13 protein-coding genes are annotated in these 17,893 nt (G+C 43.0%); 3 read left to right on the forward strand and 10 right to left on the reverse strand.

The window, feature by feature from the left end:
- The first annotated feature begins 133 nt into the window (after window positions 1-133).
- Window positions 134-628: a VanZ family protein gene (locus M3191_RS01595; protein WP_251697705.1), complete on the forward strand. Its 495-nt coding sequence runs from the start codon at window positions 134-136 to the stop codon at window positions 626-628.
- A 22-nt stretch (window positions 629-650) separates the two neighbouring features.
- Here M3191_RS01595 and M3191_RS01600 read toward each other — a convergent pair whose 3' ends face one another.
- From M3191_RS01600 to M3191_RS01630, 8 genes are all read right to left on the reverse strand, one after another.
- Complete coding sequence (locus tag M3191_RS01600; protein ID WP_251697706.1) at window positions 651-1,403, reverse strand: hypothetical protein; 753 nt, start codon at window positions 1,401-1,403, stop codon at window positions 651-653.
- A gap of 345 nt (window positions 1,404-1,748) precedes the next feature.
- On the reverse strand, window positions 1,749-2,081 hold the full coding sequence (locus tag M3191_RS18640; protein WP_353056490.1) for an S-layer homology domain-containing protein: 333 nt from the start codon (window positions 2,079-2,081) through the stop codon (window positions 1,749-1,751).
- The gene (locus M3191_RS01605) at window positions 2,047-3,927 is read right to left on the reverse strand and encodes a hypothetical protein (RefSeq protein ID WP_251697707.1); all 1,881 of its coding nucleotides are present in this window, start codon (window positions 3,925-3,927) and stop codon (window positions 2,047-2,049) included. The genes M3191_RS18640 and M3191_RS01605 overlap by 35 nt, the downstream gene beginning before the upstream one ends.
- Window positions 3,928-5,154: 1,227 nt before the next feature.
- Window positions 5,155-8,916 (reverse strand): S-layer homology domain-containing protein, encoded by a 3,762-nt coding sequence (locus M3191_RS01610; RefSeq protein ID WP_251697708.1) that lies wholly within the window; start codon window positions 8,914-8,916, stop codon window positions 5,155-5,157.
- Between the two features lie 924 nt (window positions 8,917-9,840).
- Window positions 9,841-10,551 (reverse strand): WecB/TagA/CpsF family glycosyltransferase, encoded by a 711-nt coding sequence (locus M3191_RS01615; RefSeq protein WP_251697709.1) that lies wholly within the window; start codon window positions 10,549-10,551, stop codon window positions 9,841-9,843.
- Window positions 10,552-11,841, reverse strand: coding sequence for a nucleotide sugar dehydrogenase (locus M3191_RS01620; RefSeq protein ID WP_251697710.1), 1,290 nt, complete (start codon window positions 11,839-11,841; stop codon window positions 10,552-10,554).
- A gap of 351 nt (window positions 11,842-12,192) precedes the next feature.
- Window positions 12,193-13,368 (reverse strand): S41 family peptidase, encoded by a 1,176-nt coding sequence (locus M3191_RS01625; protein ID WP_251697711.1) that lies wholly within the window; start codon window positions 13,366-13,368, stop codon window positions 12,193-12,195.
- 480 nt (window positions 13,369-13,848) lie between these two features.
- Complete coding sequence (locus tag M3191_RS01630) at window positions 13,849-14,319, reverse strand: DinB family protein (RefSeq protein WP_251697712.1); 471 nt, start codon at window positions 14,317-14,319, stop codon at window positions 13,849-13,851.
- Window positions 14,320-14,491: 172 nt separating this feature from the next.
- On the opposite strand from M3191_RS01630, the gene M3191_RS01635 reads away from it, so the two are divergent.
- Window positions 14,492-14,683 (forward strand): hypothetical protein, encoded by a 192-nt coding sequence (locus M3191_RS01635; RefSeq protein WP_251697713.1) that lies wholly within the window; start codon window positions 14,492-14,494, stop codon window positions 14,681-14,683.
- 270 nt (window positions 14,684-14,953) lie between these two features.
- On the forward strand, window positions 14,954-15,781 hold the full coding sequence (locus M3191_RS01640; RefSeq protein WP_251697714.1) for a glycerophosphodiester phosphodiesterase: 828 nt from the start codon (window positions 14,954-14,956) through the stop codon (window positions 15,779-15,781).
- A gap of 339 nt (window positions 15,782-16,120) precedes the next feature.
- Here the strand turns inward: M3191_RS01640 and M3191_RS01645 are convergent, their stop codons facing one another.
- Together M3191_RS01645 and M3191_RS01650 are read right to left on the reverse strand one after the other, a co-directional pair.
- Window positions 16,121-17,203, reverse strand: coding sequence for an S-layer homology domain-containing protein (locus M3191_RS01645; RefSeq protein ID WP_251697715.1), 1,083 nt, complete (start codon window positions 17,201-17,203; stop codon window positions 16,121-16,123).
- A 321-nt stretch (window positions 17,204-17,524) separates the two neighbouring features.
- Window positions 17,525-17,893: an iron chaperone gene (locus M3191_RS01650; protein ID WP_251697716.1), complete on the reverse strand. Its 369-nt coding sequence runs from the start codon at window positions 17,891-17,893 to the stop codon at window positions 17,525-17,527.

The following is a 17,893-nucleotide window of genomic DNA, read 5'->3' on the forward strand; positions in this document are numbered from 1 at the left end:
TACCATATTACTAGATGGAAGTATCGTTTGAATACCACTTTTTTCAATATAACCCGAACTGATGTTAACCGGAAGCTGCTCTAGCTCCCCGCCATTCTGGACAAAATTCCCCCAAATATGATACGGTCACTGCATGAGAAAATCCCTATTTTTACTAATCATAGTCGGCGCATTATTCTTTTCATCAGGTCAAACGTACGAGCAGCAGTCCATCATCCCCACTTTAGAGGATAAACTACCGAGCAAGCCGCTCGAAAGCCAACTCGCAAAACTGCAAATCCCTTATTGGGGGAAGACCATCTCAATCGAGGAGCGAGGTTATTATCCATTCGTCGAGTTCCTCCTTCGAAAGGCAGCCCACTTCTTCATCTTCGGACTGTTGGCAATCGCCTTATACAGCATTCTACCGAGATTCAGCTACCGAACGGTTGTAGCGCTATTCATCACGCTAGCCCTTGCGATCGGGGATGAATACCACCAGTCGCTCACCGGCGGACGAACCCCATCCTCTAAAGACGTTCTATTGGACATGGCAGGGGCATTCACTTTTCTAATCGTGTACCGGCTCATCCAGCTCAGATTCACCAACCGCAGACAAAAACGAAAACCGCGCAAGTCCACAAGATAGGACTCACGCGGTTTTCATATGTTTAGTTCCGCCCGACAGCTTTCTTCAAAATGCCATCGCGGCGTGCTTTTTTCGTCGCTTCATATTCATCAATAAAACTTTGAGCGTATGATTTATTATACCCATTTGCCGCCAACTCAGCTTCAACCGCCTTCACGACGCCATAAAACGCCGCATCAGTATTCGCTTCCAAATTGTTCGCAGCACCCATATATTTATTATAGAAATAGCCATAGCTAATGCTCTCGCCATTCGCCTTCTTATCGGAGTACTCCTTCTTCGCCCGGCCGATCAATGAATTGATCTTCACATCAGCCTGTCCTTCAAGCTGCTTGAACACAGGCTCATACTTCCCCTTAACATCCGCGACAGTCACTTTCTTCGGATTAGACGAACTTGCCGGCTGCTTGTTAGGAGTGGTAGTAGTTAAAGTCCCCTTCGAATCACTATTCGGAGGAGTCACACCAGCCGTATTACTGCCAGTGGATGTCTTTTCACCTGAATCTCCTGCTGCCGATTTCCCATCCGCACCATCTCCGCCTTGATCACCTTCAGCTACCGTATTCCCCTCCACTTGGTTAACCGTTCCATCTTCTCCTATGACAAGCTTCGACCCATCCGGAAGCTCAATCTCATACGGATTCGAGACAATCTCCTCAACCTCATCATCCGCCACATCATATTCCTTGAATTTCATTATGTACGCAAGGTAAGCACCCGCACCCAAAACAAGTGCCATCACAACCGCTATCGAAATCTTCCATTTTTTCTTCATGCAAACACACCCGCCTTTGTTGTTACTAGCAGTTTATCACGAAATGGTAGAGTAGTGTAGTGGAAAGGTGATGGACTATGGAGAATTTAAGGGTAATTTGTCTAAAGAAGAGTCGCTAACGCATAAATCAAGGCTGAGCGTGTTCCCGTATAGCGTTTTCTTTCGCAACGAAATAGAATCCGCCCTTCTCTTCACGACCGTTGATGTTGCCTAGTGATGTTGCGAGACCTACGTACTCTTTCGCATATTCGCTAATGTTGACAATCCGGCCTTAAGTGCCAGCTTATTGCTAACGCCGTCGAGTATAGTAGAATCTTTGCATTCCAACAATACGCGAATGATCATTTATGTCACTTGCCGGCGTGTGATTTTTTCATTCGGGCGGAACTTGCCGTTTTCCCCACCGTCAATACCGGCTCTCTGCAAACATTTCTCTCCACAGAGCCTTACACCCAAAGTTATTCTGAATTGGGCGTGCCAGTTACCAAAACTTATAAAAACAGAAACCCCCCTCAGGTTCAATAACCTTAAGGGGATATCTGCAATTCTATTAGTATTTAAGTGAAATTGAGGCTGAATTGTGTTAGAACCTGGTACCCGAAATTGACAACTACTTTGCTGTTTAATAGACATTTGAAGATTCTTACTTAGCAGGAGAAAGTGCAGCTTTAAGAGCATCGTATACTCCTAAGATTACAGCCTTGTCTTCTCCAGAAACCTGATTGCCAATAGAATTTACTACTGTCTCTCTATTGCTTGCAAGTCCAGTTGTAAAAAAATCAACAATGTCATCCCCTGCATCGGCAAGCATCTGCTTGATCCATGTTTCTGGAATTGTGTTGTCTTTAACTTCATTTAAAGCAGTTTGTAGTTGTTGAATTTTTCCGAGGTCAGCGTTCTTAACAGCTTCAGTAAGTGCAGTGGCAGAATCTTCATTCACAATAGATTTGATTTTACTCTGGATGGCATCCAAAGCTTTAATTAGGCTATTTGCAGCATCCAATTTAGCTACTCTTGCCGCACCAATTTGCTTATCAGTAGCATTTAAAGCTCTTGCTACTTTTAATTTTTCATTTGCATTGGTAACTGCATTTTTAAATTCTGATGAGTACACATCTAACCCTTCAATTTCATCGATTGCATCTTGAGCTGCTTTTATAGCTGTTTCGACTACAGACTCTACTCTTGTTATAGTGATTTCTTCCTTTACTACATTACCAGCAGCGTCAAAAAGGTTGTAATAGAAGGTGTTCGTACCCATTTCTAAGTAAACAGTATCAGTTGTAGTTTTAGTAGAAGGTGTACTTATATGACCCTCGTAAAGAAAAACATGATTATCTCTAATAGCGGATTCAGACACCGATCTATACAAATACAATTGCCCAAAGTTATCCTTCATGCGTATCTCTACATCAATCTCATCTTCGCTAATCTCAATATTCTCACTTAATCCACCTACGGTTAATTCTAATTCCGGTGCAGTAGTGTCTACATAAAACCGGCGTGCAATACTCCCACTTTTGCCTGACTGAGATTCTACTGCTATTGAAATTGCATGAGCTTTGTCTTCTAATTCCAATGACATATTAAATTTAAATGCCGGTCCAGTATAGACGCCCGAAGAAGTGTTGACGTTAGCATTTTCAATAAATTCTACTTCAGCTTCCTTATTGTTGATTAAAATCTTTTCTAGATATTTCACATTTGTTACATAACCTTCAAATAACACCTTGGTGTCATTAAAAATCACCTGCGATTCAGGGCTTTGGGTATATATTGTCGGAAAAAATTTCTTATCTGCTGCTTCATTTTCAAGATACTCTATTTTTTCCAGCAACTTAGCTATTGATTCTTCACCTTGCACTTTTACAGTAGGATTTAATCTTTTAGCGTTCTCCAATAATGCTTTAGCATTTAAGACTGCTCCCTTATGGGTAATTCTAATGTCTTTTAATGACGGAAGTTTATTTATAGCTTCCACCGCTGCTTTCACTGCTGCTTCCATCACTAAATCAACTGGGTGTTCTGAATATTTCCCCGTTATTATAGTTCCTGCATCATCTTCATTGGCTTTTACAGTTACTTTTATGCTATTTCCAATGACAGCTGGGACAGACACTTTAGAAATAATAATTGAGTCTTTATTAATTTCAATTGGATTAGTAAATGTTACGCCTTCACCAACAGTCAATTTTGTGGCTTCATGTAAAGTCAATGATTTTACGTTTATACCTGAAGCAATATTCAACGTGATACCTGTAGAGTCGTTAACAACAATTTTATTATTGCCAGTTTTTTCATTCCAAGTACCTGTCGCAACATCTTGGATGTTAATTATACCTTCTACAGTAGCTTCATTATTGACCGTTGCTTGTGGCGTGTTGACAATTAAATCACCTTTAATCGTCAAGTTGCGAAGATTAATTTTATCACTAGCATTTCCTGTGATAGTTACATCTCCGTCAATTGTCCTAGCACCATTTGCGGGGCCATAATTAATTATCGATGAGCCCCTTGCATTCAATACGATATTTCCTTTGTAAGTCCCAGTTGAATTAATTAAAGTTACAACGCTATTCCCGTCTTATACTGCATTATACGCAGCTTTCGTTTCGGGCCTACACCGTACAGGCGACTTTCATCGCATACGGCGTGCCGTCAGCAGTTTCTTTTTACTTATTTCCCCAAACCAATTATATACCATATTTCATATTAAATAAACAATATTATCGTATAATTTATTTTAGTAACCCTAGTCACTCAATTCATTAATTCTTAGCTAGAACAAAAGATCTGATAATTAAAGCACAATATAATTAATAATTGCTAAAGTATATTATCTTACATTAAATCACCCTTAAATATGCGCTGACATCGTTTGTGTTTCAAATTGGGATTATTCTGGATGTGTCAATAATTGAGTTACGGCTACCCTTACGTATATTCACTTGAGTAAACTCAAAATAGAAATAGCCCTGCAAAGATTTCTCTCTGCAAGGCTCTCGATGTTGTATTCCTTATTTCAAATATTCTAAATTGACATCATACCATTTACAGCATTCTGACAAGTTAAATTTATAACCAGTTATATTTTGATCGCTTAATTTTGGGGAAATAAGCAATTCAATATAAGAACGACCACTGACTGGGTTCCTTCGCTCCGGCTGGTTTTCTCCTTCTCGCATGTTACCATACAAGTCCAAACGGTCAGCCATCAACACTACTATGAACCCGCTGCCATCTTACCATTCTCATAGGTGCTGATACACCTCCTCCAGTAAGACTTCAAACGTTCCGCTATTTCCATCCCTCTATTTGATTCCCTTAGGTTTCCACTATCCAGGTGTAAGAACGACCGGTTTAACAGTCAATCCCTCGATCGCCACTATAGCATTTCAACTATAGGGACATACAGTGAACTCCTAGCTTATTTCGCACCATACGCTAGCTTACCCTGCTTACATGGATTCGTCTACCTAACCATAGGAACCTTTTAAAGAGCCCCGCCCCGGGATCACCGGGTACGACTTCACCTGACTTCATCCCTTCTGTGTATTCAGCACATCACTGGATGCAGGAGGATTAGGCACTTGCATTTGACTGTTTACAAGGACAGGAATTTCACCCGTCAATTGGAAGATAGCAGTTAGAATGAAACCCCATGTATTACCTAGAGGCAATTCATGGGGTGTTCATTCCACTCAATTCACTGATTTGATCAGTTTATAGAGTAACGTTTCGTTTATTTTTATTAAGGAGTTACAGGCGCTGCTTTCACTTCAATATTAAGACCAGTCAATGTAGCTGGATTTGGAGTAGCTGCTAAGTCTACAACTTTTCCACCGGTAGTTGTAACTGAAGTAATTACTGAACCCACTTTAAATGCAGCAAGTGCTTCTGGATCCAAGGAAATAACTACCTTATTGCCTGTTGCTTCTGCAAATGGATCTACAGCTGATACTGTTCCAGTTGCTACACCATTTTTGAAAGCAATTGAAACTGCAGTTACATCGGCATCTAAAGCAACATTTTCGCTAAATGTCAATGTAAGATCACCTGATTCTACATTGAACGTAGCTGACTCAACCTTTGGAGCTGTTACATCAGCAACAGATTTTACTTTTTTATCAAGATCTTCTTGAAGTACCGCTGGTGAAGCATAACCAGTTGAACTTAATAAATCAAGAACAGCTTTCTGTTTAGTCTCTGTCAATTTGTTAAATGCTGCTAAGTCAAGACCTAGTAGGGTTTTGCCATCTTCCAAAGCTTTAATGACTTGCGCATAAGTGTGCGTAGCTGGATTAGCATTAAGACCGACTAATGCATCATTCACATCTTCTAATGCTGCTTCAATAGCATCATCATTAACTGCAGCTTTTGCAGCGTTAATTAAATTAGTAACCGCAGTATTGAAAGCTGTAGCTGTTGTTGGTGTTGCTAATCCCGCAATTCCCTCAAGAATTTCATTTTGAACATCCTTATCTGTAATAGCTTCAAGAGCAGTTACGCTTGCTGAAGCACCTGGGATGTCTTTTACTGCAGATACAAATTGTGCATAAGTTGGTGTTGTTAAACCAGCTGCATCGTCAATAAGTGATGCAACCGCATTTTCCAACGCTGTATCATAAGCATCTGTTAATGAATCCGCGTTAAATACTTCATCTAAATCATAGATTTCTTTAGCAATTTTTTGTTGTGCTGCAAATGATAGAGCTGAGAAACCTGGGTAATATGATTTAAGAGCAGTTAGTACTTGGCCAGCAGTTGCGGCATTATTTACAGCATCTACTGAAGCTGCCGTTCCAGTACCAGTTAGGTTAAACACCAAGTTACCATCAGCATCTTTAGTAACAGAAACTGTTTTTCCAATTGCTAAGTGATCATAGAAAGCAGATAGTGTTGGTACTGCTGTTCCTTGATTCAAGTATGTTGCACCAACTAAATTATACGGTACATTGTTGATTGTTACCACGTGAGTTGATTTGTTTAGATTTGTAACAGTTCCATTAACAACTGCATTTGATGTTGCTGCAAATGTTGCAGTTTTTGTTTCAGTTGGTTGGAATGTTAGTCCCGATTGTGATGAAGTTGCATATACACTTACTGAAGTAGGTCCAAATGCAGTCACGTCAAGATAGACATTGTCTTGACCTTTGTGCAATGTAGCAGTAAATGTTTGAGTTTGATGTGCATGTACAGTTCCACGGCCAACTACTGTTACAGCATTTTCGCCTGTTGTTACTCTGAATGTAACGTCAGTAGATGCATTAGCTGCACGTGTTTTACCATTTTGGTCTACCAATTGATAAGAGAATCTTGCACCTTCATGACCTGCAGCAAATGATGTTTGACCTCTATTGCTTGTGTTTAACAAATCTAAATCCGCAGCATAAGTTACTTCATTTACAAAGTAAGTTACATCTTGTGTAACTTGTGTGTCTTTAGTATCAAAGAACGTTGTTGATGCTGGATTGTTGTCATTTAAGAATGCAATTGGTTGTACATAAGACTCAGCTTTGTTAGACGTTACATGGAATGTAACTTTTCCATCTTTATTAGTATTAAATTGATAAATCTTATAAGCTGCTGTTGATAAAGCAGTTTGCTCTGGTACAACATCTTCATTTGCATTATACATAACGAAGTTCGCACCTGTTAGGCCTGCAGTTGGAATTGCAACATAAACTGGAGTATTAGCTGCGACAGGTTTTCCATCTTCCTTAGTATAAGTGATTACATAATCACGACCACCTAGGCCATCAGTAGTTCTTAGTGCTGATCCAGCTACACCTTGAGCTTCTAATGTTAAGCCATAGTTTACTACTTTTTCAAATTTAACAGTTGAAGCAGTAGCTTGGATAACTAATGGGCTATAAGGTGCTTTATAGTTTGTTGGAAGTGCTTTATTATCATTAACTCCACCAACAAATTCACCTTCGTAAACGATTGGTGTAACAGAAGCGTCTTTACCACTTAAGACCAGATTTGCTTTACCATTATTGTCAACTGGAACAGCAATTACTCTTTCACTGCCATAGCTAGTTTTATATGGGTGGCTTTCTGCAAGGGCAAGACCTGATACTTTACCATCTGCATTTAGCGCATAAACACGGTTACCATCAACATGTACTCCATCTTCAATCTTGTCTGGAGTTACATCGAGGTTTTCCTTAAATGCTACGAATACTACGCCGCCTTTATTGTTAGCAGAGATAATTTCATAAACTTTCTTATCTCCGTTAGCTAATGTAGTTTTTTCTGTAACATCTTTGATTGTCAATTGAGCAGCAGTAGCCCAATAAACTTTTCCGCTTGAATGTACTGAAGATCTGTGTGTAGCGTATGCAGTTACATTATCTTGAGAAGCATAATAACGAGTATAAGTGTAAGATGCTACACCCTTGTCATCTGTGTATGCTACAGCTTCAAGCTTCTCGTTATTAGAAGAACTATTAACTACGTTGAAAGTTACTGGCACACCAGCTTTAGATTGTCCTTCTGGGACTGTAACCGCAGCTGTTACTGTTACGTCTTTACCAAGTACACCTTGTAGGGATTTAGTAGTAACGTTGATGCCAGTTGGAACTACTGCAGATACACCAGAGAATGTACCAATTTTGTTATCGTTAGCAGTTACTGTGTAAGTTTTTCCGCCTTCTTGAACAGCAGTAGTCAAAACTACAGTTTTAGCGTCAGTTTGTTTAAGGACTTTGTTAGTGATTTCAAGTCCGTCGATTTTGAAGTTCAATGCTGCAAGATCTTCAACCTTTTCAACAAACTTAACTTCTACAGTTGTGTTGTTAACAGCCGTAATTGACTCAACACCCGCTACAACGCCAGTTACTTTTGAAAGATCAGCGTTTAGGAAGTTGTAAAGGAATGTTGCGAAATGGCCACGAGTTGTAGTGCCTTTTGGATTGAATTGTGCAACAGTCGTGATGTCGAAGAAGTCTAGGACATCGATTGCTGGACGAGCTTCAGATTTAGCAGAGTTACGGTCAGCAACTTCTTGTTTGAAGTCTTGGCCATCAACATATTCTACTAGGTTGATATCTTTAACTGTGTCAAACGCGCGAACAAGTACTACTGCCATGTTCTCACGAGTGATGTTGTCGCCTGCTAGAAGACGACCGTTGCTTCCGTTGAATACGCCGTTGTCTTTAACAACTGCAGCATATTTTAGAAGCTCATCGTTTGTAGCAGATGTCAAATCTGTAAAGCGTGGGTTCGTTTTGTAGTCTGTTGGTACTTCGTAGCCTACAGATACAAGCCATTTACCCATCAATTTAACAACGTCAGAACGAGTCAACGTTTGGTTCGGTTTGAAAGAACCGTCTTGGTAACCCGAGATGATGCCAGCATCAGATAGTGCGTCGATTGCTTTTTCGTGTGTGTTCCCTTTTGTGTCTGTGAAATCTTTTGCGCTTGCTACCGGTGCAACTGCAGATGCTACTAAAGCAGCTGATGCAGCGCCGACGATAAACTTGCGGTACTTCGTTGGTTGGTTAGCCATTGAATAATTTCCTCCTCTGATTTAAGAAATAAAATTTGTCATCTACCCCACGGCAAAATGGAAGTAGAAGCCATTACACAATAAAGTATAGATTCTAACAGCAGGGATGTCAATTACTTATTGGTATTTTGCTAGATTGCAAGTCCCAAACCCTATGTAATTTTCCGCTGCTTCTACTATTCTACCTCATATCAAAAATATATCAAGTATTTCTATCACATTTCAACAAAAGTCTTAAATCATTCAAATTATCTTACTGTTTTAAGATGCTTGGTATACCGAGGGTCTGGGAGATTTGAATTCCAGTATTTTCATGACGGTTGTTCTTGGCAATGGGTAATCCCACTTTATTAATCTAGCATTGCAATAAATGTAATAGAGCTGTATCAGGAAGAAAATGTTTTTAGGAAAGCAATTAGCTGTCCTCTTTTACATCTCCTATAGAAGTTATTAGTAATAAAGTAATTGGTTTTTGGAAATGAAATTGGTTGTCCATTTGTCCGAGTCCTATAGAATCTATTATATCTTCCAGTGTAATAGAACTTTACTAGAATATTTATTTTAGACTGACTGGATTCTGCTAGAGGAAAAAACGAGGATAGTAGTTTTAAATCTGCTTACAACGATACACTTATCATTGTCCAGCTCCGGGCGCCAGGGGCTCGAGGTCATAAGTCAAAGCTGCTCTGCGGCAAAAAACGCCGCGCCGCAGCTTCGTCTTATGCTTGTCGCCCCTTAGCAGGCGCCCTCCGCTTTTCGTGAGAATGCAAAAGGACTTGAACAGATGGGAGCTGTTCAAGTCCTTTTGTGCGGTCAACCAACCGTTTTCGTCCTGCGTGGCGTTTAATAATATATGCTACAGAGGAAATTATCCTTACATTCCGTATTCTATCACCAGTTTTAGTAGATTACAAGTGTCATTAATTATTTTCGGCGAATTATTTCAAAAAGGAATTTCGGGAGGTTCATTTGCCTTTGAATGCGGCTTGGTTCTAGTAATAGCCGGTAAAGCCATTCCGCTCCGACCTTTTGGAATGCTGCTGGCGCGCGTTTAATATTGCCTGCGAGAACGTCGAATGATCCCCCGACTCCTTGGTAAAGAATTGGGTGCAAGTTCTCGCGATGCTCTTCAATCCATAGTTCCTGCTTCGGCGATCCCATTGCGACGAAGAGGATATCGGGTTGTGCAGCGTTGATTTTCTCGATCACTGTTGACGTATCCTTCTCATAGCCGTCCTGTGTGCCGGCGACTTTGAGCTCGGGATACGTGTCGATCAGTTTAGCGGCTGCCGCATCCGCAACTCCCGGCTTCGCGCCGTAGAGGAAGATGGACTTGCCTGTGCGGGCGGCTTCCCTCACAATTCGGTCCATCATGTCGACTCCGGTTACGCGGGATTGTATGTTGCCTTTTTGAATCTTGGACGCGATTATCACCCCAATACCGTCCGGAATCTGGAATTCCGCACGGTTGAGCAGGGCTTTCAGCGCTGGGTCGTCTTTTGCCTTCATTAACTTTTCAGGGTTGATGGCTACTATTAATGATTTCTTTTTGGCGTCGATGTTTTGAAAGAGCTTTGGGATGAGTTCATCGTAGTTCTCTGTGTTGACGTCGACGCCTAGTATCGTTTCTTTCATTTAGCTCATGACTCCTACTGGTGAGCCGTCACCGAGTTTGAAGTAATGGAATCCGGCTTGTTCCCATTTTTCTCGAGAGAGTGCATTTTTCGTGTCGAGGATGAATGGTTTCGGCTGTTTTGTTGTGAGTGTGTTCGGGCTGAGCTGTTTGAAGTCGGTGTGATCCGTCGTCAAGATGATCAGGTCAGCGTCTTGTGTTGCTTCCTCTAATGTTGCTTGTTGTGTCGTGTGTTGCAAGGTTTTAATATGCGGGTCGAATGATTTCACTTCGATGCCGCGTTCTTGCAACGCATCGATCACACTGACGGATGGGCTTTCGCGCATGTCGTCGACGTCGCCTTTGAATGCGAGGCCGAGTACTGCTACTTTGCCGTCCGTAATGCCTTTTGCGTCAAGCAGGAATTGCGCTTTTTGGGCGACGAATTGCGGCATGGCATCGTTTGTGAGCCGTGCTTTGTGAATGATCTTCGCGTTTTCCGGGTTGAGCTCTACGAGGAACCATGGGTCTACTGCGATGCAGTGGCCGCCTACTCCTGGACCTGGCGTATGAATATTGACGCGTGGGTGGAAGTTGGCGAAGCGGATCGCTTCCCATATATCTACGCCGATTGTTTCAGCGATTTTCGCGAGTTCGTTTGCGAATGCGATGTTGACGTCGCGGTATGTGTTCTCCATGACTTTGACGAGTTCGGCAGTTGTTGCGTCTGTCAGATGGATTTCGCCTTGAACGAAAGTTTTGTAGAGTGCTTTCGTTTTTTCAGCGGATTCTGGTGTGATTCCGCCTACGATGCGATCGTTGTTGACGAGTTCTTCGAAGATTTTGCCTGGAATGACGCGTTCAGGCGAGTGTGAGACGAATAGATTTTCTCCGAGTTTCAAGTCCGATTTGCGCAGTTCCGGCAGCATGATGTTTTCGACTGTTTTTGGTGGGACGGTCGATTCCAAGATGACGAGTGCGCCTGGTTTCAAGTATGGCACGATGGATGCTGTCGCTTGGCGGATGTATTCCAAGTTTGCCGTGTTGTCGGGATTGATCGGTGACGGGACGGCGACGATGTAGACGTCAGCTTCGACTGGAGTTGTGGAGACGGTTAGGTTTCCTGCGTCGATTGCTTGGTCGAGTCGTTCTTGGAGTCCGTTCTCTTCTATATGTAGTTGCTTGTTGGCAATCATGTTGACTGCTTTTTCGTTGATGTCGACGCCGTGGACTTTTACGCCGCTGTTGGCGAACATGACGGCTGTCGGGAGGCCGATGTAGCCGAGGCCGATGACGCACATAGTGTTGTTCATGAGTGATGTTCCTTTCTGAATGGGGGTGCTTTATTTAACAGGCTGTTGCTTTCCGTTCCGGCACTCGCTTTCCGCGGGCATGGCTTCCTGCTCGCAACGCTACGCTTTTGCTCGCAAAAGCCGTTCTTCGTTACGGCTTTCGCAGGAGTCTCGCGCCTGCACTACAAGCAACAGGTAATACTAAAAAGCAATTCCTATATATGTGTATTAATAAAATTTAACTTATTGACATTTGTAGATTATAGCATATCCACTTCGACTGTACATGTATTGTTATTTTTGGGGACCAATGGTCCCTTTGTTTTAAGGGCCAGCGGCCCTTAGGGATTGGAGCCAAAGGCTCTAAAGGTTTTATTTCACCGTAATCGGTGTGTAGATGCCTTGCTTGGTTGTCCGCCCGGCATCGTTTGCGAAGCCTGGGTGGATGACTAGGAAATAGGAGCCGCCCTTTTGCATTTGTTTGTTTGGCGTGATGTCGAGTGTATCCGTTCCGTTCGGTTTTATTGAAATCGGGACTGCGACACCTCCCACTTTAATGAGTTCCACTTTATTGGACGCATTGTCGCTTGTAAGGTTCATTTTTTGTGTGAAATGGATGTGGAATGTTTTGGTCGCCGGAACTTCTTGCAGATTGTCGACCGGTTTATAGTTTTTCTGTGCCAATGAATCTTTCAAGAGGCGACCATGTATAGTAGAGAGTTCTTGGTCATGTTCGCTGGCGATCGTCGGTGTGATTCCTGTGCGATGGATTTTGGATTTCTTCGGTCCTGTGAATTCGCCGATTGTGAGTTTGAGTGCTGATCCGTCTTCGAATTCGAAGAATGATTGGATGGTGCCCTTCCCTTTTGTCTTTTCGCCGACGATGATCGCGGCGTTCTGGTCTTGGAGGGATGCCGCCACGATTTCGGATGCGGATGCTGAGTATTTATTAACAAGTACATAGGTTTGTTTCGGGAATTTCACGTTCGATTGTATGGGTTTTACGGTTGTGGTGCCTTCTCTCGTTTTCATTTCGTAGGCTGTTTTGACGCCTTCGAAGTGGCCGAGGAGTTGCTCGGCGCTTTCGACATAGCCGCCGCCGTTGTAACGAAGGTCAAGGATGAGTTTGTCGGCGCCTCGTTTTTTCAGGTCATTGTAGTGTTTGGTGACGACTTTGTCCATGTTGGTGGAGAAGGTGCTGATGCGTATGTAGCCGATGTTGCCGTAGAGCATGTGGGACGAGACGGCGGGCTCGGACAGGTTATGGAGAGCCACATCGTCGGCGCCGACTGCTGCTACGTAGTTCATGTATTCATCGGATGTCATATAGCGCGAGTATTCGTCAAGCGCGCCGATGACTTCGTCGATGGTCGTCATGGCATGAAGGTTTTCCGGGATGTCTCCATAGTAAAAGTTCTCGACGAAGAATTTGATGTCGTCGACGCGTGCGGCTTCGGCTTCAGCAGATAGTGCTGTTTGAGCCGAGGCGTGAGGCGCGAGCAGGATGATTGTTATGAATGCGAGTAGGATGGAATGGATTTTTTTCATGCCGATGACTCCCTTCAGGTGGTTGTTACGGTTATTATACCCATTTTGGGAGATTAAAGACATGGTACGGGAGAATAGTTTTATAGAGTTGAATGCTTGCTACTTTTGGGATAGGTGGAGAGTTCCGGGTTAATTGTGTTGCGGTGGAGGTTGATTGCGTTACCAGTCGAGTTGATTGCGTTGCGGGCATAGATGATTGTGTTGCAGTTGATTTTGGACGCGGGGCTTGCATTGAAAGGCTCCTCCCCTGTTCGCGCTGAATGCTTTTGACAAGTTAGGGGGTTTGTTCGTGGCGTTATGCGTGAGTTTGGAGATTTATGCGTTTCTGGGCGGATTTATGCGTATATTTTAGTGTTTATGAGCTTTTGGGGACAGTTATGCGTGCTTAAAGGGATTTATGCGCAAGTTTTTTATTTTATGGTAATTCACAAGAAAAAGCTACCTTGTTTGGTAGCTCACTCTTACTCTATTATTTGAAATTCAACGATGTGATGGCCAGGAACCTTGCATCTTTCTGATTTGAATGATTTGACCCGTATGGTAGGCATCGTGAAGCATTATGTTTACTAGTTTCAATTCAAGTGAATTCTGGTCAAGGTATTCGACGGATGTTTTACTCAGCGCCTGTCTTAAATTGTCATGAACATTTTTGACTCGTTCAATAACTTCCTTCCATTCCCGATCATCATTTGATTGGTCGGTAAAATTGAAGGTTTCATTTCCATCGAGATGATGTGTCCATTCACGACCTTCCATTTCTGCTACAAGTCTCTCTTTATAATATAGGAGATGATTCACATTCCCCCAGATTGACTTGGTCGCTTCTCCTGTTGGTGCCCAGTTAGCCTGTTCTTCAGTGATTCCTTCGATTGCATCCTTGAGGGGCGCATACCAACTCTCCTTGTCAAACGTTGTTTCTAGCATGTATAAATGCAAGTCAATTCTATTCAATATGATCTTCCTCCTTACATGTATTACAGTAGGTAATTCAACAAAAATGTGGTAACTCCTTTCTTTGCTTACCATTTACTAAGGAAAAAGTATCCTGATATTTTTTTGCATATATATACGGATAAATTATGACAAACCACATATCCTATTCGTGTTTAGGAGGTGAATCGTAATGGTAAACCAAAATGATAAAAATCAAAATAATAAAAGCGTTGCAGAGGGCATTAAAAACACAGCCGGATCTGCATTCGAGACAGCTCATAATGCTTTAGAAACAACAGAAGATATGGCAATGAAGACTGTAGATGCTGCTAAAAACTCCACAAAGAACTTAACAGACAACATGAAAAAACAATCAAGGTAAGCAATCATGATTATGTTAAACGCCACTTTCTGGCGTTTTTCTTTTTACCCCAGTTTAGTTAAAGATCATAGATGAATCCCTCCGGTGTATTGGATAAAATATAGCAGTACAGTATGACTTTTCTATTAAATTGGATTGTAAATAACCATAGTGATAACGATCGATATTCGTTAACACAATCTTTACATAGTTATGCATCTATCTACATAGTAGCTTAACATCCCTAATCTAAACTAAAGCTGAATCTAATTTAGATAGGAGATGGAGAAAATGAGCAAACAATTACTACTAGAAACAGGAGTAGCGTTATCGTTATTATTCAACCCGTTTAGTCAGATTGCGGATGAACCAACACTTGGTAATAGAAAACAGGTAGATAATGTAGCACACCGCGGTGCATCCGGTTATGCACCTGAAAACACAATTTCCGCTTTCGATCTCGCAGTGGATATGAGAGCTGATTATATAGAAATCGATGTTCAACGAAGTGAAGATGGTGAATTAGTATTGATCCATGATACAACAGTGGATCGCACTACAGATGGAACGGGTCACGTTGGGGATTTGTCATTTGAACAGCTTAGAAGTCTTGATGCAGGCAGTTGGTTTGGGGAACAATTTGCAGAAGAACCAATCCCGACATTTGAAGAGATTCTAGATCGTTACCATGGAAAGATCGGCATTTTAATAGAGTTGAAGGCTCCGGAGCTTTACCCTGGGATTGAAGAACAAGTAGCGGAGGCTTTAATAGTACGTAATCTCGATATACCGCAAAATGAAAAGATTATTATTCAATCGTTTAACTTTGAGTCAATGAAGAAAATGAATCAGCTTCTTCCTCGGGTTCCAATCGGTGTATTGACTTCTAACCGGGCAGACACAACATTGAAAGCTTTACTGGAGTTTTCAACATACGCGGATTGGTTTAACCCGAGCTATGAAATTGTGACAGAGGATTTAGTGGAACAAGTGCACTCTTTAGGAATGCAGATTGGTTCTTGGACGGTACGTGATCAAGAAACGGCAGACTTCCTGTTCGACATGGGGGTTGACGCAATCATTACAGATTATCCGGATTATGTGGATCCTAGAAACTAACAATAATACGAGTTTACGAAAAGGAGGATTCGCTACTCCTTTTTTTTGTTGCGCGGGTGGAATATGTGGAGTAGGAACGACTTGTTGCGATGAATGGTTTTGACAAATTAGGGGTTTGTTTCGCAGCGTTATGCGTGAGTTTTGTGATTTATGCGTTTCTGGGCGGTTTTATGCGTGAGTTGTAGGCGTTATGGACTTTTGGGGGCGTTTATGCGTGTTTGGTGGGATTTATGCGTTTTTGGGGATGGATGCGGAACTTGCTATCGGGGTGGGGGTTGTTTAGGCGCGATTGAACGAAAAAGACGGCTGGGGGCCCTCCCCTTCGCCGTCCTTTCTTCATTATTTTGTTGAGAAGAGGTGGACCCAATTCGGGGTGCCGCTTGAGTCGGTGGCATAGCCGGTGCCGATGTTCGTGAAGCGGGACTGGAGGATGTTGGCGCGGTGGCCGGGCGATTCCATCCAGCCTTGGACGACGGTTTCGGCTGAGGTATAGCCTTTGGCGATGTTTTCGCCGTAGGCTGTCCAATCGTATTTGAAGTGGTCGAGCATGTTGCCGACGGAGCCGTATGTCGGCGAGGTGTGGGCGAAGTAATTGTTCTTCGCCATATCTTCGGCTTTCGCTTGGGCGATGGCCGAGAGTGCTTTGTCTTGTTTGAGTGCTGCTAGATTTTGTTGTTGGCGTTCGTTGTTTACTAGATTGATGGTTTGTGCTGCTTGTGAGTCGTCCATTTGGCTTGGCGGCGGCTCAGGGATTGAGTAGATTTTTTCGACGTATTTTCGTTGGACTTGGTCATAGTAGATTTCGCCTGATTTGCGCTTGGCATCGAATTCGATGGCGCGTTGGATGAAGGCAGCCATGTGGGCGCGGGATACTGGATCGTTCGGCTTGAAATCCCCGCCTTGTTCGGTTGTTGTGATGCCGAGTTCGGCGATCGTTGTGATGTAGCTATGGTAGCCGTTGATTTTTTTGACGTCTCTGAAGGAGATCAGGTCGTTGTCGTCTACGGTGATGTCGTAGGCGAGTGTGATGATCTTGGCCATTTGCCCGCGTGTGAGTGATGCGTTCGGGTTGAATGCCTCGCCGTTGTTGAAGATGCCGCGTTCAGTGAGGGCGCGGATATGGTCGTAGGCGCCGTGTGCCGGTGTGACGTCTTTGAAGTCCGGCGTAAAGTTATGTGTCGGCTTCGTTTTTGTGGCGAGCGCGACAATTTTAGCAGCTTGGGCGCGCGTTACTGGTTGGTTGAGTTTGTATGTGCCGTCCGGGTAGCCGTTGATGATGCCTTCGTTTGAGATGGCGTCGATTGGATTGTGGGCCCAGTGGGATGCCGGAACGTCTGTGAATGATTTTGCTTGTGCTGGTTGGGTTGCGGTTGTGAGAAGCAGCGCTGTTGTGAGGAGTGCTGCTAAGATTTTGAGTTTCATAGATTGTTGCCTCCTTTTCTATGATTATACGGATTTTTCGAGTGAGGGGAAGGGACTTTATGCGGGATTGCAGGCGTTTATGCGTATTTGGGAGCGTTTATGCGCTTTTGAGGGAATTTATGAGTGTTTGCGGACGGTTATGCGTGAATTCTGGGATTTATGCGTGTTTGGATGAGTTTATGCGTGATTGTTAAGTGAACGCGGGAAGTCATGAGGGACTGCCCTTCCCCTGATCGCGCCAAATGGTTTTGGCAAATTAGGGGTTGATACGGAGCAGGATTTATAGGTAACAAAAAAAGCTTACTATGGAAGGTAAGCTTTTTATCGCCAAAAAGTTGTGCATTCTGCTTTGTCCGAGATGTTGTACTCGATCATCTTCTCGAGTAGTCCGTAATCGAACGGACGGCTCCATGGGAATTGGACTAGCATTTTGGTGTGCTTGTAGCCGGCCTCCACGATTTGGTCGGAGAAGTGGATGATGCCTGCCTGTTCAGGGGATGCGGCTAAATGCTGTTTCGATACGCTGAAGCCGATGATGTAGGTGCCGTGATCGATGAACATCGGTTGGTTCCATTTGATTACTGGCGTCAGTTCGGGATATTTCGTTTTAACCCATGACAATACTTCTTCGGTTCTCGCCCGATGTTCCGGGTTATCGATTTTCGTTAGGAATTCTGCGAATACTTCCAT

It is taken from the genome of Sporosarcina luteola, from assembly GCF_023715535.1.
GTDB classification, from domain to species: Bacteria; Bacillota; Bacilli; order Bacillales_A; family Planococcaceae; genus Sporosarcina; species Sporosarcina luteola_B.